Source organism: Planococcus sp. SE5232 (genome assembly GCF_050686535.1).
GTDB lineage: Bacteria > Bacillota > Bacilli > Bacillales_A > Planococcaceae > Planococcus.
On record NZ_JBOGCP010000004.1, the window covers coordinates 189,317 to 212,020 of the forward strand.

Here is a 22,704-nt window from a genome sequence, read left to right on the forward strand (position 1 = left end):
AAAGTGAAGGGAAGGAGGAAGCTTATGGCGGTTAATCGACAGCTACTCGGATGGCAATTAAACAGTTACGATGATTTCTTTAAAGCTTTACAGGAAAAGCAGCATCCCCTGACTCCCGTCGCCCATCGCGGCCTGTGGAATCCGGCTCCCGAAAACTCACTTCCCGCTATTCAAAACTGTATAGACCATACTATTTATTTAATCGAATTGGACATGCAATTGACCAAAGACGGCCAGATTGTTCTCATGCACGACAGCACCGTTGACCGGACGACGAATGGCTCGGGAGAAATAGAGCAACTGACATTAAAAGAAATAAAACAATTATCTTTAAAAGAATTGAATGGCGGACCCAACGCAAAAATCACCAAAGAACAAGTGCCCACACTTCTCGAAGTTCTTCCATTGATCAAAGGAAAAGCCATGATCAATGCAGATAAGGCTTGGGATTTACGGCATGAACTTTATGCTTTGGTCGAACAGCATGATTTGTTTGATCATTTCATGTTAAAGAGCGATAAACCGGTTGAACAGCTAACCGCCTTTTTTGATTCCAATCCGCGAAACATGTCTTATATGCATAAGCTGAGCGATAAGAACCTTCATCAACTTGAGTTGCTGCTGGAGACTGTTTCTCCAACAGCGATAGAACTCCTTTTTTATACAGAGGACGACGTAGTATTGTCCGACGAGATCATCTCCAAACTCAAAGACCAAACGAATTTATGGGGCAACGCACTTGATTTCGCTGAAAATGCCCGGCGCTCGGATTCCCTTTCCCTTTTAGATCCCGATAAAGGCTGGGGCTGGTTTATAGACCGAGGCATCACCCTGATTCAAACAAACTATTCACTGCAATTCATGGACTACGCAGAAAAGAAAATGAAAGTAAACGAACCCGGCTGAGTCTAAGCCGGGTTCACTTCTTTTAATAGTTCTTTTACTTTTTTCCCGACAAGGCTTGCTGAAGCCGGGTTCTGCCCTGTAACTAAACGTCCTGATTCGATAACGCAAGCCGTGAATGGCAGCTGTGCTATTTGAAATAAGGTTCCCTGATCTCTCAGCGCCTGTTCCAGTGAAAAGGGAATATCACTGTACATCCCCATTATTTTTTCTTCCAAATCTGAAAATCCAGTCACGACATGGCCAGCCAACAGGTTTCGGCCATCGGACAACTGGATATTCTGCAGAGCACTTGGTCCATGGCAGACAGCCGCCACCACACCGCCCCTTTCATAAATGGACGCTGTCAATTGCTTCAAGCCTGAGTGATTCGGAAAATCGACCATCGTTCCATGGCCTCCTGCAAAGTAAATGGCCGCATAATCCCGCCCTTTAACCTGTTCTGGGGTAAGCGGCTTTTTCAGTTTGCTCATCAGTTCATCATCCATATAGTAATGGCGTGTTTGCTTATGGGCAACCGCTTCCATCAAACTGAGCGGATCAATTGGAACGCGGCTGGAAGTGGTACTGATAATATCCACTTTAAAATCATCCTTGATTTCATGATAAAAATCGGTCAGCTCCCTCAGCCAAAGGCCGGTTTTCCTCCCTCTTGCTCCAACTACAGCTTCATTTGTCACAACAATCAGTATTTTTTTCATAGCTGTCTCCTTCCACGTCGGATTTACTTATTTCTTTTTTATTCCCTTTACTCCAGAAAATTACTCACTCTCCCAAAACGCATCATTTACTTATTTTATATAACATTTTATTGTTACTTTTTACTTTATCGTGTGGTAAAATAAGATCAAATAGGGAGGGATAAATATGAAGACTTTTTTGTCTTTAATTGCAGCTGCCATCCTGATGTTCAGTTCGTTTTTGTCTCCCGCCAAAGCGATTGTTTTGTTTGATGATGTCTTTGCCAATCACCCATTCGCTTTCGAAATCGCTTATCTGTACGAAGAAGGAATCATCAATGGGTACCCTGATGGCACCTTCAGACCTGACGACCCTGTTACCCGTGCCCATGCTGTCGCGATGATCGGACGTGCCTTGAACCTGGACGACACGCCCCGTTCCACCGGTTTTAGAGATGTTCCCGCAAGCCATCGATTCTCTGGTTATATCGCTTCCGCCGCTGAAGAAGAAATCATTTACGGGTTTGCGAATAATTATTTCCGGCCCGACTGGACTGTCACCCGTGGCCAAACTGCCGCAATACTCGACAGAGCCTTCTACTTCCCTGAAGCACCAGACAACAACTTCCGGGATATGAGTAAAAATCACTTTGCTTTTGATGCTGTCTCAAGACTGGCTCACCAAGGAGTCGCACGCGGCTATCCGGACAATACTTTCCGTCCTGACGTTCCGGTTACCCGTGCTCAATTCTCTGCATTTCTGGCTCGCACCATCGAACCTTCTTTCATTCCTGACAAACAGGATTTGCTTGAGACAGCTAATGACATTTTGGCTGAGCTGAAGGCTAAGGATTTCGGTGATGTCGCAGCTTATGTGAGTTCTTCAGAAGGATTGACCTTCTGTCCTTACAGCGGTGGCTGTATTGACAATGGAGGGGTCACTTTCACCAAAGCACAACTGCCAGGCTTCATGAATGATCCCAATGATTATTTATGGGGCTACCAGGATGGCAGCGGCTTCGAAATCAACTTGACACCTGCTGAATATTACAGTGAGTACTTGATGGATACAGATGCGACTTATAACGCCAAAGAACGCTATGGCCGAACTGTCCAGCCAACTACTCATGAGTTTATCCACCGGTTGTATCCTGAAGCGACCATTGTCGAGTATTATTTCCCTGGCACAGACCGCTACGATGGAATGGACTGGCAAAGCCTGAACATGGTCTTTGAGAAGAACAGCAACGGTGACTGGGTGTTGGTGGCCATCATCAATGATCGCTGGACCATCTAACCCAAAAGAGTCCGTAAAGAAAGACCCGGCATGTCAACTGCCGGGTCTTTCTGCATTTTCCCTATGCTGTTTCAATAGAACCGTTAAGGCCGCCTGGAATTTCTCATTATCTTCCGCACGCCTTTTCTTCGGCCCTTTCATCCTGCCTCCGCCTTGCCTGATTTTCTTCGCGACATGACGGCCATGCAATAATTGCTCAATATTTTCATCTGAATAGACGCGGCCGTTTTGATCAATCGGAATTCCGCGTTTGGCGAGCACCATTGCCGCCAGTCCATAATCCTGGGTAACGACAATATCCCCTTTGTTTACCCTGTTAACCAGAACGAAGTCAACCGCATCCGCTCCTTTTGAGACGGTGATGGTTTCCGCGCCTTCCCTGTGCATCTCATGCGAAGTATCGCAAATCAAAATGACCGGCAACTGATATGCTCTTGCTAAGTCGATGGTCTGTCCGACGACCGGACACCCATCTGCATCAATGAGAACTTTGATCATTATTTCTCTGCCCCTTTCGCCATTTCATCCACCAGTTTCTCAGCCGCTCTCCGGTAAAGATTGCTGGTATGAACAAGAGATGCGATGAGCAGCACGCGTTCCAGCTCTTCCGATTCCTCAACGCCTGCCGTTTGTTCGGCAGCTTCTCTCGCTTGGCGCTTTAAACCGTCTGCGAAAATTTCCGCATTGCCTTGTTGGAGGCTTAAATAGCTGCTGTAAAACTGTTCCAGATCCAACTCTTTTTGTGCCGCTTTTTCATTAATGCCATTCAATACCTGCTTAACGTCATTGATGGACAGCGCACTTTTCATCTGATAGATCAAGCTGATCAGCATGACGTGGTTCCGGCTGTATTTCTTATTTTGGACCGGATAGAACAATTTTCCCTTCGCGTAATTATTGATCATGGTTTTGGTCAGGATTTTCTCATCCGGATGCCGCTTCGATTCGGCGAAACTGGATTCAAACAATTGAATGACCTGATCGATATACAGATCAATCTTTGGAATATCCTCTGGCAGAACCTGATTATGGAAAGCCATCTCTTCGATGATTCTATCTGCTTTTCCCATTTCCTTCACGCTCCCTGCGGTATTTCATACTGGCTATTTTACCTCATTATCAATTTTTCTCCAAACTTGACTCTGTTTAATAATGCGAGTATCGTTATAAGTAGTTTCAATAACTAGATACAGCAAGGAGCTGTTTTACATGACTGACTATATCCGAGAACCTTTTAACGCAATATCCCACTTGTTCGGTGCAGTGTTGTCCTTAGTCGCTCTCTTAGCGATGGTTATCAAAGCCGCCTATGCCAACGAATCTGCCCTGCATGTCACAGCAGTCACCATATTCGGCATCAGCCTGATTCTCTTGTACACTGCTTCCACTATTTATCATTCGGCCATTTCACAGCCTTATATCATTGCGTTTTTACGAAAACTGGATCACTCGATGATTTTTGCCCTGATTGCGGGTTCCTATGCCCCATTCTGCCTCATCGCCCTTGGCGGAACTCTCGGCTGGACTTTGTTTTCACTTGTGGCCGTTTTGGGGGTGAGCGGCATCTTCTTTAAGATGGTGTGGTTCCATTCCCCGAGATGGCTGTCGACCGCCATCTACATCGCCATGGGCTGGATCATCATCTTCGCCGTCGTCCCGCTGGCGGACAGCCTGTCGCTGACGGGCTTGCTGCTGCTCGTGGCAGGAGGGATCTCTTATACAGTTGGTGGAATCATCTATGGACTAAAGCCCGGTTTCTTGTCTTCCAAGTATCTCGGCTTCCATGAAATTTTCCATCTGTTCATCCTGTTCGGCAGCCTCTGCCACTTTTTGTCCGTTTATTTTTATGTACTATAAAGAGAAAAGCGGAAGCGCCCGTCAGAGCTGGGTGCTGGAGTCTGAACAATAGAGAAGAGTGGAGGCAGCCGTCTAGGCGCGACAAGCGCTGGAGTCTGGACAGAGAAAAGCAAAAGCCCTCTAAGAAATTCACACTACAGAATATCCAAATTAAACTGTCAGAATGATATGATAAGTGTTAAATCAGCCGAAAGGGGCGTTCTCATGAAAAAATTGGATCCGCAGCAAACTGACATGGCTACTGTGTTATACGAAGCCTATCTTAAAGGCCAGACGATACCGAAAGAACAAATACCCGCGTCTTTAGAGAAGCGCACAGCATATGCCATTCAGCATGCAGTTACTGCCAATAAGACCAGTCGTGGCCAGGAAGAATTGAAAGGCTATAAAATCAGCTTGACGAGCAGGGAAACCCAGGAGCTTTTCCAATCAGAAACTCCTTTATATGGAGCCCTCACCACTTCCGCTTTATCGGACGGCATCATTGAACTGGATTCGATGTCTTCTCCATTGATTGAAATCGAATTGATCTTCATCGCCAAGGAAGACCTATCGGCAGCGGACGACATTCCTACGCTCCTGCAGAAAACCCGGGTTGCGCCAGGCATTGAAGTACCGGATTCCCGCTTTGATGACTGGTTTCCAAAAATCACTCTTGGCCAAGTCGTTGCCGACAGTGCCGTAGCCGGAAGGATCGTAACCGGCTTGCCGCTGGACAATGTCAGCTACGAGCAGTTGGAAAAGCTGCCTGGAAAACTGACATTCGATGGCCAGGAAATTGCGGCGGATACTTCTGCTGAAGTCCTGGACCACCCCGTCAATGCTCTTCAATGGCTGGTTAATGAGTTGGATGGCCACGGCTTGACGGTCAAAAAAGGCATGGCCATTTCATCCGGCACCTTCATTTTGCCGAAAAAGCTAGAACGCGGATTTTACGAGGCCAGCTACGGTGAATTGGGATCGGTCACTTTAACCGTCAATTAATCAGAAAAGGAGCCTTGGTCAAAATGACCATCAGCAAGCGGGAATGCACTGGAATCGGTTCTCCGGCGATCGCTTCAAAACTAGTAGTGGTTACGATGATGCCCCATCAAGGTAGTTTTAAAGACGGCCACTGCTTTATTCCCGAAGCATTTTAGCTTGCGGAAAGTATTTTGCCGAGTTTGGACAGTAAGCTCTATTAATGGAATAAAACAATTCTTCTTTTCAAATAAAACCCATAAAAACCGTTGGAGAAAAATCAATCATTTTTCTCCAACGGTTTTATTTCAAGAACTTATGGAACTGCCCCTTCTTTTTTATTGCCATCCTTTCAATGTGCAGGGCCCCGGTTCTTCGACATGATCCATCTATAGTAAAAGACAATAAGGATCACAAAAATACCCAGCATCAAATAGAGATTCGAATAGCCGGCGAATCCTGCAAGCAAACCAAGCGATACCGAACCGATTGCAATTCCGCTGTCGTAAAAAGCGAAGAACGTTCCTGTAGCGTAACCGCTGCGATGTTTTTCAGCCGCCTGTATGGCAAGGCTTTGGAAACTTGGCAGCAAGGTTCCGTAGCCAAGCCCCACCAATGCTCCTGATACCAATAGCATCCCCGAAGACTCGGCAAAGCTCAACGATATAAGCCCCGCGCCAAAGATGATAATGGATGGAATGATGACGACATTTGGCCCGACGGTGTCAAATATCCTTCCTGTGAATGGACGGACAATCAGCATCGCAATGGCATAAACGACGAAGAAGAAACTTGCAGCTTTGATCAGCCCCAGTGATTCCGCATAGACAGAGATGAATGTCAGGATGCTCGCATAGGCAAAGGAAATGAAAAAACCGACCGTTGCAATCGGCATCGATTTTTTCTCGAGAAAATCATTGATCGTCAATTTATGTTTTTCTTCTTTTTCAAACGGCACTTCATCCACTTTAACGGCTAACGCACAAAAGAAGCCAATAATCATGATAACGGAAAAAATGATGAAAATTGTCTGTGCCAATATATACGGCTGCAGGGACAAAGCAATGAACGGTCCGGCTACAACAGCCAGATTCATCGCAATGCCGTAATACCCCAAGCCTTCACCACGTCGCTCAGGCGGAATGATATCCGCTGCAATAGCTCCAGCTACAGTCGTCAGCAAACTGAACCAGATCCCTTGGAAAAAACGCAGCAGCAACAGCACGGTAAAACTTCCGACAAATACATACAATACCGTACTGACAGTAAACAGGAAAAGTGAAATGATCAGTATTCTCTTTTTCCCGACTTTCTCCAAAATCATCCCTGCAAAGAAACGCATGATAATAGCGGACAGCAGGAAAACGGAAACAGCCAAGCCCCCTTGGGTAGCCGTACCGCCTAAATCATTCAGCACAAACAGCGGCATAAACGTCAGCAGTGCATAGAAAACCACAAAAATAAAAAACGTGCTTATTGAAATATTAATAAAGCTTTTTGTCCAAATTGGTCTTTTTTCAGCCATTCTTTACATCCTTTTCATCAGAACTCTTCATTCCTATTTTTCTCAGTAATCCAATCAGTTGATCCTGTTCTTCCTCCGAAAGACCCGAAACCAGTCTTTCTTCTGCCTGCCGAATCCGGTTTTCAATAGCCGGCAATTTTTGTTCAGCAAAAGAGGAAAGCTGCACAATCCGCTCCCGCTTGTCCTGTCCTTCACGGCGGAAGATCCATCCGCTTTCCTCCAAACGGACAATCGTTCTCGTCACAGTCGGAGCCTCGACGTTCATGTATTGCCAAATCTCTTTTTGAGTCATCGAACCGAATTGTTTCAGACAAAACAGGATGGACCATTGAGAACTGTAAAGTTCAAATTCCTTCAAGGCCTCGTTCACTTCCTTGATCGACAAACGGGATTTTTGATGAATTTCGTGAAACAATAATTTTTTCATAAGTTTACCTCTTATTTTATTTACTTAGGTAAGTATATGCCCCTTCCAACACCTTGTAAAGAAAAGTATTTCGACTCCCAAAAGAAAAAGGCGATCTCCTAACGGAAATAGCCTTTCTGCTTTTATTACACGAGGAAGCCATGTTTTTTTGCATCAAACAATAATTCTTCGCGGAATTTCGGGTGGGCGATTGCGGCGAGACGCTTGGCACGTTCTGAAATAGAAACACCGTGCAAACGGGCTACTCCATACTCCGTGACGATATTGTCGACATCGTTTTTCCCGGTGGTCACTACAGAACCTGGCGCAAGCGCCAATTTGATCCGTGACAGGGTATCATCTTTTGCAGTAGAAGGCATGCAAATATAACCTTTGCCGTTTTCAGCGAACCGCACGCCACGGGCAAAATCAATTTGGCCACCACTTGAAGAATAATACTTGCCGCCAACCGTCTCAGACGCACATTGGCCGAACAGATCCACTTCAGTTGTGGAGTTGATGGAGACGATATTCTTTTCTTTAGCGATTTCCCTCGGATCATTGACGACACTGACCGGCTGGAATTCAACAGCCGGGTTATCATCGATGAAATCATAGAGATTTTTGGAGCCGAAAGCGAAAGTGGCGATAATTTTACCGGGATTGGTGAATTTCCGCGATCCATCGACTGCACCGGCAGCTACCAGGTTTGCGACACCATCAGGAAGCATTTCCGTGTGAATCCCTAAATGGCGATGGTCTTTCAACATGCTGATGACAGCATTGGGAACCGCCCCAATTCCAATTTGCAACGTATCTCCGTCTTGAATATCCTGAATGATCGTCGACGCAATCAGCAAATCTTTATCGCTGATTTCCGGAACTTTCTCTTCTGACAGAGGTGCATGATGCTCAACATACCCTGCAATTTGGCTGATGTGGATCTGGTTGCGTCCATGTGTCCGGGGCATATGGTCATTCACTTCCAGAATGAATGGCACTTTCCCGATAAAATCGGCAATATAATCAGCTTGTGTACCTAAAGTGAAATAGCCATGTTTATCCATCGGTGAAGCCACGGTCATGATCATCGACATTTTGGTTGTCTTCTGAAGCAGCCGGGGCATTTCATGGAAGTTATTTGGAACCAGCTCCATTTTTGCCTGTTGGTAGACCTTCCGTGTGGCACCGCTCAGAAAATACGAAACGTGCTTCAATTGCTCTATTTCACCTTGAATATAGGATCTTGAGCGCAAAGCCAGCATTTGATGGATTTTCACACCATCTAGTTGTTCAGCGTTTTCCTCCAATATATCCAATAACCGGATTGGTTCCCCATTCGCGATTGGAACAATCAAATCAGCTTTTGCATCGATCAACGCAATGACTTCCTGTGGGCTTAATTTCTTTCCCATTTTGTAACCCCCTGTTTGCTTCGTTATGCTACAACTTTACCACAGATCAAAGAGACGCCAGTTTTTCGGAAATTTCTGCACAATTCCGTCTTTTCCTTCCACTAAAAAAACCGTCATTTTTTTTGACGGTTTTGATTTTTTAAGGCAAAGCCAAAACCAGCTAAGCCGAATAATGCCATGAGCGCCCATAAGATCGCCAGAATAATGGAGCCTATTCCGTCACTGCCTTCCATGACAGCTGTCAGCTGCAGGGCAAAGAAAGCCAGACTGATGAGGGCAATGGCCCCAAAATAGATAAGTCGTGCTTTAAAACTGAAATGCTTCATTTTCCCGACCCCTTTGGTTTTTCATTGTTTTCTACACGTTTTTGTCCAGGCGAGCATAGACAGCAGGAAAAGCTCAAATGCGTTGGTGCCCACTGAACTTTCTAGCGAAACTGGAACAGCGCTGTCGCTTCCTACTAACCACTGCACCAATCAGCATTCACTTTCAGCCGACCACCTGCCGTGAATTACCGATTACTCTTACCATTCACTTTTACAGAAAGCTTCAAACGTCCAGATCCATCATCCTGATTTTATTTGAGGAGAAATTTTGTCCGGCTGTAGCCTTCTTTTGATTTCTCGACTTCCAAGATGGCCGGAATCGCTGCCTTCAGTTCCTGCACATGTGAAATGACGCCGATCATGCGTCCTGATTTTTGCAGGTCAATCAAAGTTTCAATTGATTTGTTGAGCGACTCTTCGTCCAGTGAACCGAAGCCTTCATCGATGAACATTGTATCAATTGAGACATTTCCCTGGAAACTTTGGATGACGTCTGCCATTCCAAGTGCCAGGCACAGCGAAGCATTGAACTTTTCCCCGCCTGACATGGTCTTCACATCACGCGTCTGCCCTGTATAAGCATCGTAGACGTCCAAACCCAATCCACTTTGTTTGCCGCGTGATTCCTGGCGATCGCTGCGGATCAAGTGGAACTGGCCGTTGGACAAATTCTTCAGCCGCTCATTGGCCGATAGGATGATCTGCTCCAAATACTCGATTTGGAGATAGCGTTCAAATGAAAGCTTCAAACCGTTCTGGCCCCGGAGCATGTCGTGAAGATCCGCAATCCGATTCAGGGTTTGCTCAGCTTCGAGCGCTTTTCCAATCACCTTCTGGATGCTGGCGATCAAAAGCGCCCCTGCTTTTTCGAAGTCCTGCGAACGGTTGCGTTCCGCAAGCGCCTGTTCATAAGCTTCTTTCAACTCCGCCAGCTCTGCTGCTGCCTGGCTCAAATCTTTTCGGCTTTGAGCAGAGAGCAGTTCTTCCAGTTCACCGACCTGTTGCTGCAGAGTATGGCGTGCCTGGCTGAATTTCTGGATATCCTTTTTCAAAGCTGCAAAAGCCGCATCCCCCAGTTTTGCCTGTTGATAGGCTTCTTCAGACTCAAATGCCGATTTTTCCAGCGCTTCCGCAAATTGTTGCTGTGCTTTGTCTTTCTTGCCGGCTATTTCTTCTGCGGTAGCTTTGGCATGACGCACGGAAACCAGAGAACTTGCCAGCCCTTCTTTCGATTTTTGGAACTGGTCCTGAGCGCTTGTCCAGCTTTGCTCCAACTGCTGCCTGCGTGAAGCTGTCTGCTCCAATTGTCGCTTCAGAACAGACAATTCCCGCAGTTCTTCTGGTACCGCAGCCAGTTCGTTTTCATAGACTGCCTTGGCTGTTTGGCAAGAAGCTTGCTGTTTCTGCACTCTTTCCGCTATTCCGTGTCTGTTCTGTTCCAGTTGCTCAATTTTTTGGGAACAGATCGCCACCTGCTCTTTCCATTTCCGCATTTCCTGTTTGCCGACTTGCTGTTTCTTCGTCAGCTCAGTTAACTTTCGTTTCGTTTGTTCCAGCTGGAGCGCTTGCTCTTCAATCTGGCCCGCTGCCAGTTTCAAGTCCGCCAGATCTTGTCCTTTTTGGTCCAGTTGTTCCTGCACAGCAAACAGTTTAGCTGAAGCATTGCGGTATTCTCTATCTACTCCATCAAATTCTGTTTTCGCCGCTTCCACTTGTTCTTTCGTCACCATCTGGCCTTCGATTTTCAACTCTGTTCCAGGGTGATCCAAGCTTCCACAGACAGGGCAGGCTTCCCCGGCGCGCAACTGTCCGGCAAGAACATGCGCCTGATCGGCAAACCACTGCGCTTCCAATTGGCGATAAGCTGAATCTGCCTGCTCAAAGGCCATCTTTTGTTCTTTCTCAAGAGCCTGTTGCTGCTGTTCCTGGAGTTTCAGCGAGATATACTCACTTGTTACGCGGCTCTTTTCAGTTACGGCTGCCAGTTCCTGCTGTGTTTCATCAGACAATTCCAAAAAATCTTCCAGCTCGATAACTTTTTCATCCAATTGCTTTTTCTCATCTTTTTGGGCGGCGAATTCTTCTTCCGCTTGCTTCAAAAGCTTTTCCGATTGCCGCACGTTTTTCTCCTGGCGGTCAAGATTGTCTTTTTTCTGGTCCAACTCCTGGATGGCAGGCAATAGCTTTTCCAAATAGACAAGCTGCTCACGCAATTGGTCGCGTTCACCTTGAAGCGCCTGTTGGGCAATAAAGCTTGCCTCAGCAGAAAGCTTTGTTTGTTCCGATTGCTCTTGTTGTTGGATGGCCGCTTTCAGAAGCTCATTTTTTTCGATTTCATTGTTGCGCAACTCATGAAACAAACTCTCGATCCCCGAAATGTAGCTGGCACGCTCTGCCGCTTGCAACGCTTTTTCCTTGTCTGCATAGTCCAATTGCAGTTGGTCGAGCCGTTCAAGCTGGCCTTTCTTTTCATCCAGTTCATCGAAACGGCCATTCCACTTTTTCGCTTCGTGATAGGCGGTCATTTTATCGGTATGGAGCTGATATACAGCCTGATACTTCTGTTCATCCAGACTGATCTTATCCTTGTAATAAACGACTTCTTTTTCCAGGCCGTCCAGCACCTGATTGATGTTCATATGTTCGCGGCCCAATACTTCAAACAGCGCAGAATCACGTTGCGGCAAGGAAGTGGCGATCCGCTGGACGAAGCTGTTCAGGTCATGTTGTTCGCGCTCAAATTTTTTCGCCGCCTCATCCTTCTTCTGCTTGAGGCGTTCACTGATCAGTTTATACGGCTCCGTCTTAAAGATTTTCCGGAGAATCTCTTCTTTGTTATCTGTTTCAGATGTCAGGAGTTTACGGAATTCGCCTTGCGGCAGCATGACGATTTGGCTGAACTGATTTTGCGTGAGGCCGATGATTTCTTCCACCCGACGGTTGATCTCCGAGACGATCTGCCGCTCAACACATGGCTTTTCGCCTTCTGCACTGCGTTCAAAGAATTCATAGCGTTCCCCGGTTGCGCTTTTATTGCCTTTTTTGACATGGCCCATCTGGCGCAGGATCCGGTAGATCTTGCCGTGGATTTCAAATTCCATTTCCACACAGGTATGGGTCGCGTCATCCGCAAAGTCGCTTCTCAAGATACGTGATTCACTGCGGTCAGAGCCGCTCGCTGAACCATATAAAGCAAAACAGATGCCGTCAAAGATGGTGGTCTTCCCCGAACCCGTGCTGCCTGAAATGACAAACAGCTGGTTTCCCTGCAAGTCAGCGAAATCGATTTCTTCAGTGTTTTTATAAGGACCGAATGCAGTCATCTTCAGTTTTAACGGTCTCATGACTTCACCTCTTCTTTTTCAGCAGGTTCCTCATGAAGGAACTCCTGAAGTACGTCTTTGAAAATATCAGCGGTTTCATCTGTTGCTTTCTCACCTTTCACTTCCTCGTAAAAGGCATGGAATAAAGACAGGGAATCCATTTTTCGGCGTGAACCGGCGTCACTTTGCATCATGCTTCCCGAAAAGTTTCTTCTTTCCACATGCATGGCGTTCGGGTAGACTGAGCGCACTTTTTCCATCGGAAACAGTACCGGCGCATCGTCCAATAAAGTCACGAAGACAAAATCGTCACTGATTTCATGGCGCAGAATTTCATCCATCGTGCCTTCGACCGTACGCATATTGCGCCTTGGGGAAAATAGCCGCTTGGTTACCGAAACCTCTCCTGCTGCATCCATTTCAACAATGTGGAAGCCTTTTTGATGATGTTCTTCTGAAATCGAATATTTTAAAGGAGAGCCCGAATAACGGATGGTTTCATTCCGTACATAATGGGCTTTGTGCAAATGGCCGAGAGCAGTATAGTGGAAACCTTCAAAATGATGGGCATCCACATGCTCTGCTCCGCCGATCGACAGCGGACGTTCAGAATCGCTGGTATTCTCTTCCTGTTCCCCGTGAGGCGTGACAAAGGCATGGCCGACAAAGACATGTCGGGCTTGTGTGTCATACGCGACTTTGATGTTTTCAGTGATAGCCTTCATGGCGTCATTATGGCTGCGGATCGCATCGTCTCCAAACGCATAGCGCACCATCGAGGGATCCGTATAAGGCACCAGATGGAAATGGACTTCTCCGAACTGGTCGTTCAGGACAACCGCCTGATGCTCTTTATGGACATGGCCCGCGATATGGAGTTCGTTCATCTTCATCAACCGGCTGCCGAAGTTCAATCTTCCTGGGCTGTCATGGTTCCCCGCTACTGCCAGGACCGGCGTATTCAAATCCAACACGATTTTCGCCAACACCTCATCCAGTAAGTTGACAGCGTCGGTTGGCGGCACTGCCCGGTCATAAAGATCTCCTGCAATGATCACAGCATCAGGCTGTTCTTCTTTTATTGCATCTATGAATTGCGCCAGCACAAACTGCTGTTCTTCTGTCATGTAAATTCCTTGGACCAGCTTGCCTAAATGCCAGTCAGCGGTATGAAAAAACTTCATCGGAATGCCCCTTTCTTTGTTCGCAAAAGAATATATGTTCGTTCCATTATACACGATACTACACACTTGTTTTAACCAGGACTATGTTTTATAATAAGAACAAACGTTCTTATTAAGAGGAGGGGTACTCATGAAAGCACAGATACTCAAGGCTTTTAGCCAGCAGCAACTTATCGACATGATGTATATGGCCAATGATGGCAGCATCAGCAAACGCCGCGTCAAAATTTTGAAGGTCAGCGGAGATTCGTTCCAGGCCTATTGTTTTCTGCGCCGCAGGAAACGGACCTTTAAAATGGAGAATGTACTTTCATTGATGCCTGTCATCCCTAAAGAGCGCCAGATCATTTAAGCTCGCCCGCCCTTATGATACACTGGAAGAAATGGTTTTGGAGGGTGAAATGATGAGATTAACTGTTTACCTTGCCGGGGAGATCCATAGCGCCTGGCGTGAAGAAATCAAAAAAAAATCAGCCGCTCTAGATTTGCCCATCGATTTTGTCGGTCCGATGGAAATCCATGAGCGTTCTGACAACATCGGTGAAGACATACTCGGTCCACAGCATGATGCCATTGCTAAAGACCAAGCCGCTTCCAGCTTCAATAATTTGCGCACCGGCGTCCTGATGCACAAAGCCGATTTGGTCATCGCCCTTTTCGGCGAACAGTACAAGCAATGGAATACGGCGATGGATGCCAGCACAGCTCTTGCTTCAGGAAAACCCGTCATCATCATCCGCCCGGAGAAATTGCATCATCCATTAAAGGAATTATCCCGAAAAGCAAACGCCACAGTCGAAACCTGTGACCAAGCAATCAAAGCCTTAACTTATATCTTCGAATAAAAACAGCCACTCGCCCCTTAAAAGATACAAGGTGCGAGTGGCTGTTTTCTTTTTTATTCGTCAGACTGTAGACAAAGCCTGACCAAAATGTATAGCGGTGCATAATCCCCAAGCGGTCCGGCCACTTCGCTTTCCGTGGGCTCAGCTTCAGCCTCCTCGTCACTGAAAAACCCATGCTCCTGCATCGCTGCGCTAGCTTCGTCGCAAACGGGTCAGGCACAGCCCGACTCGCTTCCTGCGGGAGCAGCGAAGCGACGAAGTGCCGAAATCCACTCGGGCGCCAGTCCGAGTTAGTTCGGCGCGAGCCCGCGGAAAGCGTCCGCCTGAAGCGCAGGATCTGGTATAAACAGGATGAAATGCGTATTCATTCTTTAAATGACAGCAATAGTCTTTTGTCTACAAGCTCAACCAATAAAAAAAGCCCCAAAGGGCTTTTTTTATTGGTACCAGCTTCCGACTATCGGGTAATCGAATTGCTCGTTGTTTAAAGCTCTGATAATCCCCATTATCGGGATGATGATGCCCATCAGTCCGAAAACGATCAGCATTGGAATGCCGATAAGGAATATGACCAACCAGCTGGAAATAAAGAGCAAGGCGCCAATAACGAGTTGGAACAGCATCGCTTGGATTGACAGCTTCTTCACTTCTTTATCCATTGAAATCAGAAACACAATTACCGGGACAAGAAACGGAGCAAAAAACGCACTGGCGTGGACGAGTATTTTTAAACCTGTGTTTTCCATCATGTTAGCCTCCAGTCGAATCTTTCTTATACTCTATATACGGATGGCCGACTGAAAAGTTTCAGATTTTATTAGCTGTTGCGTAAAACAACTTTGCCGAATTGGCTGCCGGAAGCTAAATGGTCAAACGCTTCCTGTGCCTGGTCCAACGGAAATGATTTATCGATGACCGGCTTCGTAGTAAAAGACTCCATATGCGACAGCATCGCCCGCAATTCTTCCCGGCTTCCCATCGTCGACCCAAACAATTGATATTGTCCGTAAAAGAATTTACGAAGGTTGAAATCGACTGTGTCTTCGGTTGTCGCTCCGAAAATGACAATCCGGCCGCCTTTTTTAAGAACATCGAGTGACCGGTTGAAAGTAGCCGCTCCTACGCTGTCAATGACAAGGTCGATGGTTTCATCCGCCAATTCCTTCGGCCAGTCGCTGTCAGTTGGAATAGCCAGATCGGCTCCAATCTTTTCAGCCTGCTGACGTTTCTCTTCGCTTCTGGAAGTGACGATCACTCGAGCGCCCATATTCTTCGCGAACTGAATCAAAAATGTTGCGACACCGCTTCCTGCTCCAGGGATAAACAAGGTATCGCCTTTTTTCAGCTGGCCTTTCGTGAATAAGGCACGGTATCCGGTCAATGCCGGCAATGCCAGGCTGCCAGCCTCTTCCCAGCTCAGATAACGCGGTTTCTTTTCCAGTTGTTCGGCGGATATCGCAATTTTTTCGGCAAAAGTCCCGTGGTCAGGCATTCCCAAAATATCAAATTCTGCTGGCGGGGCGTCACTGTTTGTATGCCAACGTAGAGCAGGATTGATGATCACTTCGTCTCCATAAGCAAAGTCGATTACATCATCGCCTACCGACTCCACTATACCCGCTCCGTCAGAACCGATGATCAAAGCTTCCGGCTTATCTCCGTAACGCTTGATCAAGCCTAAATCTCTGCGGTTTATGCCGGCTGCCCGTAAGGATACGATGACCTCTCCCGGTTTCGCTCGGGGCTCTTCCATTTCTTTCACTTTCAATTCACCGGATTCTATTACAAATGCTTTCACTCTATTCACCCTTCCTGAAAATATTCACTGAATAACTCCAATTGCGTCTTGCTGATGATGTCCTGTGAGAAAAGTGGAACATGGATCAGTTGTTGTTTCGGGAAAGTTTCTGTAATCTGCTGCAGGTATTTCTTTTCGTGCTTTTTCCGTTCCAATAAAAATTCACCATCCGCCTCTTCCGGCAATATCTTATTGATGATCAAGGTCTTCACATGAAGATGATAATTATGCAGCAGGTCAAGCGCTTTTTTCGTCTCCAAAATAGGCAGGCGTTCGGGATTCAGCACAAAGATAAACCCAGTTTCCTGTTCATCGAGCAAGAGATCCCGTGCTTTCGAAAAGCGCTCCTGCCGCTCTCTCAACACATCGTAAATCGGATCTTCCCGTGGTTCGCCGTCATTCAACAGCTGCGTGTAATTTTCATTGGTTTTCCGGCGCTTTTCAAGCAGCCCTTCAATCCACACGCCCATCAACTCAGGCAGTGTCAGCAGCCGGATTGTATGTCCAGTCGGTGCAGTGTCGAACACCAGCTTATCGAAATTCTTACGCTCTTCCAGAATGATGTGGATCAGCTTATCGAATAACGCCGCTTCGTCTGCGCCTGGAGAGGCTTTAGCTGTATCCAGCTGCCGGTTCACTTCTTCCATCATGCTGGAATGGACGGTGCCTTTGATATTGGCTTTTACCGTTTTAATATAATTATCTGTTTCAATTTCCGGGTCGATTTCAAGAGCATAAAGATTCTCAGCAATCGCTTTTGTTTTGCCGCCAATTTTTTGATTGAAGATATCCCCTACATTGTGGGCTGGATCAGTGGAAATCAACAGAGTCTTATAGCCATTCTTAGCTGAGCTCCAGGCAATGGCCGCAGCTGATGTCGATTTCCCGACGCCGCCTTTCCCACCAACAAAAATAATGTTTTTTGACAGTACATCCATTCTATTCCCTCATTCCTAAAAAACTAACAGCAGCGAATGCCGGTTAACGGTGACTTATCCATACCCATCCGCAGATGCCAGTCATGGAATTCTTCGATCATGTACGGATAAAGTTCCAAGGTGTAATAATAAACAGGATTGGGGATCCCCAACATCTCCGAATAGAGCATCAGGAGAAAGAGATCATCCTCATCCCGAAGTTCACGTGCAATTTCAGTGCGATGCGGCAATTCAAGGACGGCTTCGTAAAAAGCGATCAATTGCTTTAATTTATCGAACACCAACATATCAGCACCTCTTCCTTAATATAAACGGAAGGGATCACAAAATTCATGATCCCTTGGCCGCCTACCTATTTTTCCCCATCAGAGGGAAGAGTCCCCGCTAATTGAATTTTTGATTTATTCGTCTCCTGAGAAATCAGGATCTGTTTTCTTCAGCAATGCCTGAATAGCAGTAAGGATAATCCAAAGTGTAAAGACGAAAATGATCGCGCCGAAGATGAACAATAATGTACTCGGCTGGTCTGCATACCATGCCCATTGCAGGAACACCTGCTGGAACATCGCCCAAAGCGTCATGAACATCAGGAAAATCATCGGAATGATGGTGATCATGTAATTTCGCCCAAGCTTCCGCAGCCAGATGGAAATCAGCAGTAAACTGATGCCGGCAAGCAGCTGATTGGCTGTACCGAATAACGGCCAGAGCAGGTAACCACCTGAACCAAAGCCATTTGGCCCTTCAGGAAGAAGCACCAGTGCAGCACTTGCTCCAACAGCGATTGTTGTAGCTACATGTTTTTTCTCGAGAGATGGGATCTTATACTCTACGCCCAATTCCGAAATGATGTAGCGCATCAAACGAACAGAAGTATCCAAAGTCGTGGCTGCAAATGATACGACAATAATCGAAACAATTGTTGAAGCAACTTCCGATGGAATCAGCAAGCCTTGCGCCAAATTGGTTGCCCCTTCGATAAAGGCACCTAAACCTGCTCCATTGGAAGCCTGAAAACTGCTGTAAGTTGCAAAGAATGATTCGCGGTCAGGGAATAGGGTGATAACGGCAATGATCGAAATCAAGGCCAAAACCCCTTCACCCACCGCTCCTAAATAACCGACAAAACGAGCATCGGTTTCCTTATCCAGCTGCTTTGATGAAGTACCGGAAGAAACCAGTCCGTGGAAACCGGAGATGGCACCACAGGCAATCGTAATGAATAACAATGGGAACCAGGAAATGTCGGCGTCCGGGTTGGTTGCAGGTGCCGTAATTTCAGGGTTGGTGAACAATAAGCCGAGATAGAGAATACCCAGACCAACAATCAATTGATGTGAGTTGATGAAGTCACGCGGCTGAAGCAATTTCCAGACCGGTAAAGTTGAAGCGATGTAGACATAAACCATCAATACGATGATCCAGATAAAGAAGGCCGTTGAAATTGCCCCAAGGCCGAATAATCCGGCTCCGTCTTCTCCACCCATGTATTGAACCAGGTCAATTTGCATAAAGCTCACTTGGCTGGCAACTACAGCAGTTATGTACATGGCGGCCAGAGCTAAAAGTGAAGGAATCAACATTTTCTTGTTCTTCTTGTAAACAGCATAACCAATCCAAATCGCTAACGGAATTTGGATAAATACCGGAATGACGCTGGCAGGATAAGAAATGAACAGATTGGCAATTACCCAGGCAAATACCGCATTGACCATCAGAACCAGAATCAGAATAATAAACAGGAACAGAATCTTCCCGCGCTGGCCGATCAAGCGATGCGCAAGCGTTCCGACAGATTGCCCTTTGTTCCGGACCGACAACACCAATGTCCCGAAATCATGGACACCGGCAGCAAAAACGGTACCGAGCACTACCCACAAAACTGCCGGCAGCCAACCCCAATACACAGCAATGGCCGGCCCTAAAATCGGAGCAGCTCCAGCGACGGAAGTGAAATGATGTCCCCATAGTACGAATTTATTAGTCGGGACAAAATCCACACCGTCTTTAAAACGATGTGCTGGTGTTACGTAATTCGGATCGAGCCTAAAAATCTTTTCAGCTATAAATTTGGAATAAAAGCGATATCCCAGTATAAAAATAAAAATTCCAATGGCGGCCAATGCAATTGCATTCACAATCTCAACCCCTTTTCCTTTTTTGCAAGCGTTGCAAATCGCCTGTATGTCAATCATAGAGGAGTGTCGCAATAATGTAAATGTTCCAAAAATTATTCATTTATCTCCATTATATCAGGCCGGTATAATTGACTGCTGCGCCGCTTTCCCCAGTTAGAAAGGTTCACTTTTCCGCAAGGTCAACAGCCACATCTTTCCTTCTTATTTTCCTTTGGCTATCTGTTGTTCATATAACATCAGTTTTGTGTAAATGACTTCAAGAACAGGAACTGAGACTTTCATTTCTTTTGCTTTGCCCAGCAGGTATCCTTGTAAATGTTCGGCTTCTGTCGGCTGCCTTTTTTCGATATCCCGCTGCATGGAAGACTTCATTTTTGCATCCATACTGTTGATCCGCTTCAGTTGCACGTCAACGATTTCTGACTGGATCGGCGCATCCATTTTCTCCATGATGGCTGCAAGCTCTTCCAAAAATGCCTGAATCGTGTGCTGCCCTGTTTCAAGATCCCGTATCGGTCCGATAGGCGTTTCCATCATTGAAGTGATTCCGGACATGGCCGTGATGAACAAATACTTATGCCACATCTCCTGATTGATGTTATCGCTCTTGAGAAATTCCGCTTTGGTTCCTGTAAAAGATTGTTCCAATTTCCTAATACGATCTGTCTTCCCCCCTGTCCGTTCTCCGTATACCAATTGATGGATGGGGCTTGTCTGAACGATTGTTCCGTCTTCCGCTAAAGTCGTTTCGACAAAGCATAGGCCGCCAATGACGCGTTCTTCTCCGAATGCTTCAATCAATGGCTGTAAATGTGCCATCCCATTCAATAGAGGGAGAATCATCGTTTCCGGACCGACAAACGGCTGTACGTCCTCTATCGCATTCGCAAGCTGATAGGATTTAGTGGAGATCAAAACGACATCAAACGGTGAACTCTGTTCTTCTTTGGTTATCAGCTTCGGTGATAATTGCAAATTGCCATGTTTGCTTTGAATTTTCAAACCAGTTTGCTGCAGCTTCTTTTTTCTGCCTTCCCTCACGAGAAATGTGACATCTTCCCCTTTTTCCAGTAGGCGGCCACCAAAGTAACCACCGATTGCCCCTGCACCCAAAACCAAAATCTTCATTTCCGCACCCCTCTTCTATACTTTTTCATAAAGCCAAATACCGTCCACCATTTCACGCGTGCATGCTTGTCTATGGCGTAGGTTTTCCAGATGTGCCAGTGTTTCTCCAACTGCAAACCGCATTTCATGGACAGTCAAAGGCCGCTGAAATAAATTTTCGCATGCTCCAAAAATACTCAGCGGCTTCTTGATGGTTTCAAGCGTTTCATCGAGCCGCTCATCGTGATGAGCCAAAAGTTCATCGATTCGCTGATTGGCATCGTAAAATGGTTTTCCATGAGACGGAATAACAAATTCAGCATCCAATTTCCTGACTTTTTTTAAGGAATCAATATATGAAGCTAAAGGATCGGCATTTCCATGAAACCAATACGAAATATTAGGTGTGATTTTCAGCAGGATATGATCTGCAGAAAACAATGTTTTTTGCTCTTCATTGTAAAAACAAATCATGCCGTCCGAATGTCCAGGCGTAAAAATAACCCGGTATTCGAAACGGCCAATCTGGACAAGATCCCCTTCTGCCAAATATTCTCCAATTTGCGGCAACGGTGAAACAAGCGGTTTGAATTCCTCTGTATTTTGTGTCATCTGCATCGATTGTTCTTCAGGAATTCCCGAAGTCCGGTAGTTACCGGGAATGCTTTCCAAAAAAGGATCTGCCCATGCCGCCATTCCTGCTTGCGCATCTATTTCCGTCATCCAAACTTTCGCACCCGTCTTTTCCTGTAATCCGCCTACATAGCCAAAGTGGTCAGGATGATAATGAGTCACCAATAAGTCAGTGACTTTCTTGCCATCCAGCTTGCGTTCCCACAAGGCTCTCGTATTGTCATTGTTTAATCCAGCGTCGATGACCATCCACCCTTGTTCACTTTCTGCCATAAAGCAATTGACATGATTTAACCGGAAAGGCAGCTCAATCCGAACCGCTTCCACTCCAAGCTTTTCCAGCATGGTGGCTGTTTCAGTGCCTTCATTCGACAAATGTTGGGTCACGGCTTCAGCACCAGCTTCCCGATGGTTTTTCGTCCTTGCAGTGACCGATGTGCTTTAGCTGCTTCTGCAAGCGGATAAGTTCCGCCAATCGTCAAAATCAATTCTCCGCTCTTCATATAGGCTAATAATTCCGCGAAGCTCCGCTGGAACAACTCCGGATAACGCATAATCTGAGGCAGGAAAAAACCGATGACTGACTGATTTTTACGCATTAACTGACCAGGATTGAAAGTGGCTTGTTCTCCACTGGCTGCTCCGAATATGACAAGGCGGCCAAACGGGGCCAAACATTTTATCGTTTTATTGAACACTTCGCCACCGACCATTTCAAGCGCCAGGTCCACGCCTTTTCCGTCGGTGATGGCCTTCACTTTATCGACCCAGCCTTCTTCCGTGTAGTTGACCAAATGAGTCGCACCCATCTTTTGTGCATGAAACAGCTTTTCTTCCGTACTGGCCGTTGCAATAATTTTTTCGGCGCCGAAAATCTTGGCTAATTGCACGGCAATTGCCCCGACACCTCCTGCTGCGGCATGGATCAGTACGGTTTCCCCTTTTTCAAGACGGCCCATCGTCTTCAATATATGATAAGCACTCAACCCTTGCAGCGGCAGGGCAACAGCCTGGTCAAAATCGACGCCTTCCGGAACTTCCGTCAAGACACTTTGGTCGACCGCGGCATATTCCGCGTATCCTGCTGAGCCGATCAGCGCTACGACGCGGTCGCCCACTTTAAACTTCTCCACATTTTTACCGACTTCCACAATAACACCGGCCACTTCGGAACCTGGAATATAAGGCAGATCTGTCGGGACTACATATTTCCCTTCCCGTCTTGCCGTATCCGCGTAATTGATGCCAATCGCCTTTACTTCAATGATGGCTTCTGTGGCTGCCGGTTCCGGTTTTTCAGCTTCTACGAATTGCAGGACGTCAGGCCCGCCGTATTCTTCAAATTTTATAACTTTCATCAGTGAATCCC

Annotated in this window: 24 protein-coding genes; 7 read left to right on the forward strand and 17 right to left on the reverse strand. The window is 46.5% G+C overall.

Annotated features, from left to right (window positions below; translation table 11 throughout):
• Nucleotides 1–24 precede the first annotated feature (24 nt).
• Nucleotides 25–906 carry a glycerophosphodiester phosphodiesterase family protein gene (locus ACRC6Q_RS14420; RefSeq protein ID WP_431466883.1) on the forward strand — a complete coding sequence of 294 codons (882 nt, stop codon included), beginning with the start codon at nt 25–27 and terminating at the stop codon, nt 904–906.
• A 2-nt stretch (nt 907–908) separates the two neighbouring features.
• Here ACRC6Q_RS14420 and ACRC6Q_RS14425 read toward each other — a convergent pair whose 3' ends face one another.
• Entirely contained in the window at nt 909–1,604 is a 696-nt protein-coding gene (locus ACRC6Q_RS14425) for a type 1 glutamine amidotransferase domain-containing protein (protein ID WP_431466884.1), read from the reverse strand.
• A gap of 166 nt (nt 1,605–1,770) precedes the next feature.
• Between ACRC6Q_RS14425 and ACRC6Q_RS14430 the strand changes: the two genes are divergently transcribed.
• Nucleotides 1,771–2,880, forward strand: a complete 1,110-nt coding sequence (locus ACRC6Q_RS14430; RefSeq protein WP_431466885.1) for an S-layer homology domain-containing protein — start codon at nt 1,771–1,773, stop codon at nt 2,878–2,880.
• A 33-nt stretch (nt 2,881–2,913) separates the two neighbouring features.
• Here ACRC6Q_RS14430 and ACRC6Q_RS14435 read toward each other — a convergent pair whose 3' ends face one another.
• Nucleotides 2,914–3,378 (reverse strand): YaiI/YqxD family protein, encoded by a 465-nt coding sequence (locus ACRC6Q_RS14435; RefSeq protein WP_223637274.1) that lies wholly within the window; start codon nt 3,376–3,378, stop codon nt 2,914–2,916.
• A complete protein-coding gene (locus ACRC6Q_RS14440; RefSeq protein ID WP_223637276.1) occupies nt 3,378–3,950 on the reverse strand; it encodes a DUF1836 domain-containing protein in 573 nt (190 codons plus the stop codon). Before ACRC6Q_RS14440 ends, ACRC6Q_RS14435 begins: the two co-directional genes overlap by 1 nt.
• A 139-nt stretch (nt 3,951–4,089) precedes the next feature.
• Here ACRC6Q_RS14440 and trhA point away from each other — a divergent pair, with 139 nt between their 5' ends.
• From trhA to ACRC6Q_RS14455, 3 genes are all read left to right on the forward strand, one after another.
• Nucleotides 4,090–4,737: a PAQR family membrane homeostasis protein TrhA gene (gene trhA / locus ACRC6Q_RS14445; RefSeq protein ID WP_223637278.1), complete on the forward strand. Its 648-nt coding sequence runs from the start codon at nt 4,090–4,092 to the stop codon at nt 4,735–4,737.
• A 204-nt stretch (nt 4,738–4,941) separates the two neighbouring features.
• Nucleotides 4,942–5,721 (forward strand): 2-keto-4-pentenoate hydratase, encoded by a 780-nt coding sequence (locus ACRC6Q_RS14450; RefSeq protein ID WP_431466886.1) that lies wholly within the window; start codon nt 4,942–4,944, stop codon nt 5,719–5,721.
• Between the two features lie 23 nt (nt 5,722–5,744).
• Nucleotides 5,745–5,876 carry a hypothetical protein gene (locus ACRC6Q_RS14455; RefSeq protein ID WP_263298624.1) on the forward strand — a complete coding sequence of 44 codons (132 nt, stop codon included), beginning with the start codon at nt 5,745–5,747 and terminating at the stop codon, nt 5,874–5,876.
• 173 nt (nt 5,877–6,049) lie between these two features.
• Here the strand turns inward: ACRC6Q_RS14455 and ACRC6Q_RS14460 are convergent, their stop codons facing one another.
• From ACRC6Q_RS14460 to ACRC6Q_RS14485, 6 genes are all read right to left on the reverse strand, one after another.
• Complete coding sequence (locus tag ACRC6Q_RS14460; protein ID WP_431466887.1) at nt 6,050–7,222, reverse strand: MFS transporter; 1,173 nt, start codon at nt 7,220–7,222, stop codon at nt 6,050–6,052.
• Complete coding sequence (locus ACRC6Q_RS14465) at nt 7,215–7,649, reverse strand: MarR family winged helix-turn-helix transcriptional regulator (RefSeq protein ID WP_223637289.1); 435 nt, start codon at nt 7,647–7,649, stop codon at nt 7,215–7,217. The genes ACRC6Q_RS14460 and ACRC6Q_RS14465 overlap by 8 nt, the downstream gene beginning before the upstream one ends.
• Before the next feature lie 125 nt (nt 7,650–7,774).
• Nucleotides 7,775–9,043 carry an acetyl-CoA hydrolase/transferase family protein gene (locus tag ACRC6Q_RS14470; protein WP_298829377.1) on the reverse strand — a complete coding sequence of 423 codons (1,269 nt, stop codon included), beginning with the start codon at nt 9,041–9,043 and terminating at the stop codon, nt 7,775–7,777.
• Nucleotides 9,044–9,156: 113 nt separating this feature from the next.
• The gene (locus ACRC6Q_RS14475) at nt 9,157–9,369 is read right to left on the reverse strand and encodes a hypothetical protein (RefSeq protein ID WP_298829379.1); all 213 of its coding nucleotides are present in this window, start codon (nt 9,367–9,369) and stop codon (nt 9,157–9,159) included.
• A 251-nt stretch (nt 9,370–9,620) separates the two neighbouring features.
• Nucleotides 9,621–12,713: an AAA family ATPase gene (locus tag ACRC6Q_RS14480; protein ID WP_431466888.1), complete on the reverse strand. Its 3,093-nt coding sequence runs from the start codon at nt 12,711–12,713 to the stop codon at nt 9,621–9,623.
• The gene (locus tag ACRC6Q_RS14485) at nt 12,710–13,876 is read right to left on the reverse strand and encodes an exonuclease SbcCD subunit D (protein WP_298829383.1); all 1,167 of its coding nucleotides are present in this window, start codon (nt 13,874–13,876) and stop codon (nt 12,710–12,712) included. Before ACRC6Q_RS14485 ends, ACRC6Q_RS14480 begins: the two co-directional genes overlap by 4 nt.
• 130 nt (nt 13,877–14,006) lie before the next feature.
• On the opposite strand from ACRC6Q_RS14485, the gene ACRC6Q_RS14490 reads away from it, so the two are divergent.
• Both ACRC6Q_RS14490 and ACRC6Q_RS14495 read left to right on the forward strand, forming a co-directional pair.
• Complete coding sequence (locus ACRC6Q_RS14490; RefSeq protein WP_223637303.1) at nt 14,007–14,228, forward strand: transcriptional regulator; 222 nt, start codon at nt 14,007–14,009, stop codon at nt 14,226–14,228.
• 52 nt (nt 14,229–14,280) lie between these two features.
• A complete protein-coding gene (locus ACRC6Q_RS14495; RefSeq protein ID WP_298829387.1) occupies nt 14,281–14,721 on the forward strand; it encodes a YtoQ family protein in 441 nt (146 codons plus the stop codon).
• Nucleotides 14,722–15,158: 437 nt separating this feature from the next.
• Here the strand turns inward: ACRC6Q_RS14495 and ACRC6Q_RS14500 are convergent, their stop codons facing one another.
• The 8 genes from ACRC6Q_RS14500 to ACRC6Q_RS14535 form a co-directional block, all read right to left on the reverse strand.
• Entirely contained in the window at nt 15,159–15,467 is a 309-nt protein-coding gene (locus ACRC6Q_RS14500; RefSeq protein ID WP_223637704.1) for a DUF4870 domain-containing protein, read from the reverse strand.
• 71 nt (nt 15,468–15,538) lie between these two features.
• A complete protein-coding gene (locus ACRC6Q_RS14505) occupies nt 15,539–16,519 on the reverse strand; it encodes a zinc-binding dehydrogenase (RefSeq protein WP_223637306.1) in 981 nt (326 codons plus the stop codon).
• A 5-nt stretch (nt 16,520–16,524) separates the two neighbouring features.
• Entirely contained in the window at nt 16,525–17,457 is a 933-nt protein-coding gene (locus ACRC6Q_RS14510; protein WP_431466889.1) for an ArsA family ATPase, read from the reverse strand.
• A gap of 23 nt (nt 17,458–17,480) precedes the next feature.
• Nucleotides 17,481–17,744 carry a cory-CC-star protein gene (locus ACRC6Q_RS14515; protein ID WP_006829350.1) on the reverse strand — a complete coding sequence of 88 codons (264 nt, stop codon included), beginning with the start codon at nt 17,742–17,744 and terminating at the stop codon, nt 17,481–17,483.
• Between the two features lie 114 nt (nt 17,745–17,858).
• Nucleotides 17,859–19,595: a carbon starvation CstA family protein gene (locus tag ACRC6Q_RS14520; protein WP_431466890.1), complete on the reverse strand. Its 1,737-nt coding sequence runs from the start codon at nt 19,593–19,595 to the stop codon at nt 17,859–17,861.
• Between the two features lie 201 nt (nt 19,596–19,796).
• The gene (locus tag ACRC6Q_RS14525; RefSeq protein WP_431466891.1) at nt 19,797–20,723 is read right to left on the reverse strand and encodes a ketopantoate reductase family protein; all 927 of its coding nucleotides are present in this window, start codon (nt 20,721–20,723) and stop codon (nt 19,797–19,799) included.
• Between the two features lie 15 nt (nt 20,724–20,738).
• On the reverse strand, nt 20,739–21,722 hold the full coding sequence (locus ACRC6Q_RS14530; RefSeq protein ID WP_223637317.1) for an MBL fold metallo-hydrolase: 984 nt from the start codon (nt 21,720–21,722) through the stop codon (nt 20,739–20,741).
• Nucleotides 21,719–22,693, reverse strand: coding sequence for a quinone oxidoreductase family protein (locus ACRC6Q_RS14535; RefSeq protein ID WP_431466892.1), 975 nt, complete (start codon nt 22,691–22,693; stop codon nt 21,719–21,721). The genes ACRC6Q_RS14530 and ACRC6Q_RS14535 overlap by 4 nt, the downstream gene beginning before the upstream one ends.
• Between the last annotated feature and the right edge of the window lie 11 nt (nt 22,694–22,704).

Bases quoted from the DNA above. Each gene is read 5' to 3' on its own strand.
- ACRC6Q_RS14455 (WP_263298624.1), top strand. From the start codon at position 5,745: ATGACCATCAGCAAGCGGGAATGCACTGGAATCGGTTCTCCGGCGATC.
- ACRC6Q_RS14490 (WP_223637303.1), top strand. From the start codon at position 14,007: ATGAAAGCACAGATACTCAAGGCTTTTAGCCAGCAGCAACTTATCGAC.
- ACRC6Q_RS14465 (WP_223637289.1), bottom strand. From the start codon at position 7,649: ATGAAAAAATTATTGTTTCACGAAATTCATCAAAAATCCCGTTTGTCG.
- ACRC6Q_RS14485 (WP_298829383.1), bottom strand. From the start codon at position 13,876: ATGAAGTTTTTTCATACCGCTGACTGGCATTTAGGCAAGCTGGTCCAA.
- ACRC6Q_RS14420 (WP_431466883.1), top strand. From the start codon at position 25: ATGGCGGTTAATCGACAGCTACTCGGATGGCAATTAAACAGTTACGAT.
- ACRC6Q_RS14470 (WP_298829377.1), bottom strand. From the start codon at position 9,043: ATGGGAAAGAAATTAAGCCCACAGGAAGTCATTGCGTTGATCGATGCA.
- ACRC6Q_RS14535 (WP_431466892.1), bottom strand. From the start codon at position 22,693: ATGAAAGTTATAAAATTTGAAGAATACGGCGGGCCTGACGTCCTGCAA.
- ACRC6Q_RS14460 (WP_431466887.1), bottom strand. From the start codon at position 7,222: ATGGCTGAAAAAAGACCAATTTGGACAAAAAGCTTTATTAATATTTCA.
- ACRC6Q_RS14495 (WP_298829387.1), top strand. From the start codon at position 14,281: ATGAGATTAACTGTTTACCTTGCCGGGGAGATCCATAGCGCCTGGCGT.
- ACRC6Q_RS14435 (WP_223637274.1), bottom strand. From the start codon at position 3,378: ATGATCAAAGTTCTCATTGATGCAGATGGGTGTCCGGTCGTCGGACAG.
- ACRC6Q_RS14515 (WP_006829350.1), bottom strand. From the start codon at position 17,744: ATGTTGGTGTTCGATAAATTAAAGCAATTGATCGCTTTTTACGAAGCC.
- trhA (WP_223637278.1), top strand. From the start codon at position 4,090: ATGACTGACTATATCCGAGAACCTTTTAACGCAATATCCCACTTGTTC.
- ACRC6Q_RS14510 (WP_431466889.1), bottom strand. From the start codon at position 17,457: ATGGATGTACTGTCAAAAAACATTATTTTTGTTGGTGGGAAAGGCGGC.
- ACRC6Q_RS14450 (WP_431466886.1), top strand. From the start codon at position 4,942: ATGAAAAAATTGGATCCGCAGCAAACTGACATGGCTACTGTGTTATAC.
- ACRC6Q_RS14430 (WP_431466885.1), top strand. From the start codon at position 1,771: ATGAAGACTTTTTTGTCTTTAATTGCAGCTGCCATCCTGATGTTCAGT.
- ACRC6Q_RS14525 (WP_431466891.1), bottom strand. From the start codon at position 20,723: ATGAAGATTTTGGTTTTGGGTGCAGGGGCAATCGGTGGTTACTTTGGT.
- ACRC6Q_RS14480 (WP_431466888.1), bottom strand. From the start codon at position 12,713: ATGAGACCGTTAAAACTGAAGATGACTGCATTCGGTCCTTATAAAAAC.
- ACRC6Q_RS14425 (WP_431466884.1), bottom strand. From the start codon at position 1,604: ATGAAAAAAATACTGATTGTTGTGACAAATGAAGCTGTAGTTGGAGCA.
- ACRC6Q_RS14475 (WP_298829379.1), bottom strand. From the start codon at position 9,369: ATGAAGCATTTCAGTTTTAAAGCACGACTTATCTATTTTGGGGCCATT.
- ACRC6Q_RS14500 (WP_223637704.1), bottom strand. From the start codon at position 15,467: ATGGAAAACACAGGTTTAAAAATACTCGTCCACGCCAGTGCGTTTTTT.
- ACRC6Q_RS14440 (WP_223637276.1), bottom strand. From the start codon at position 3,950: ATGGGAAAAGCAGATAGAATCATCGAAGAGATGGCTTTCCATAATCAG.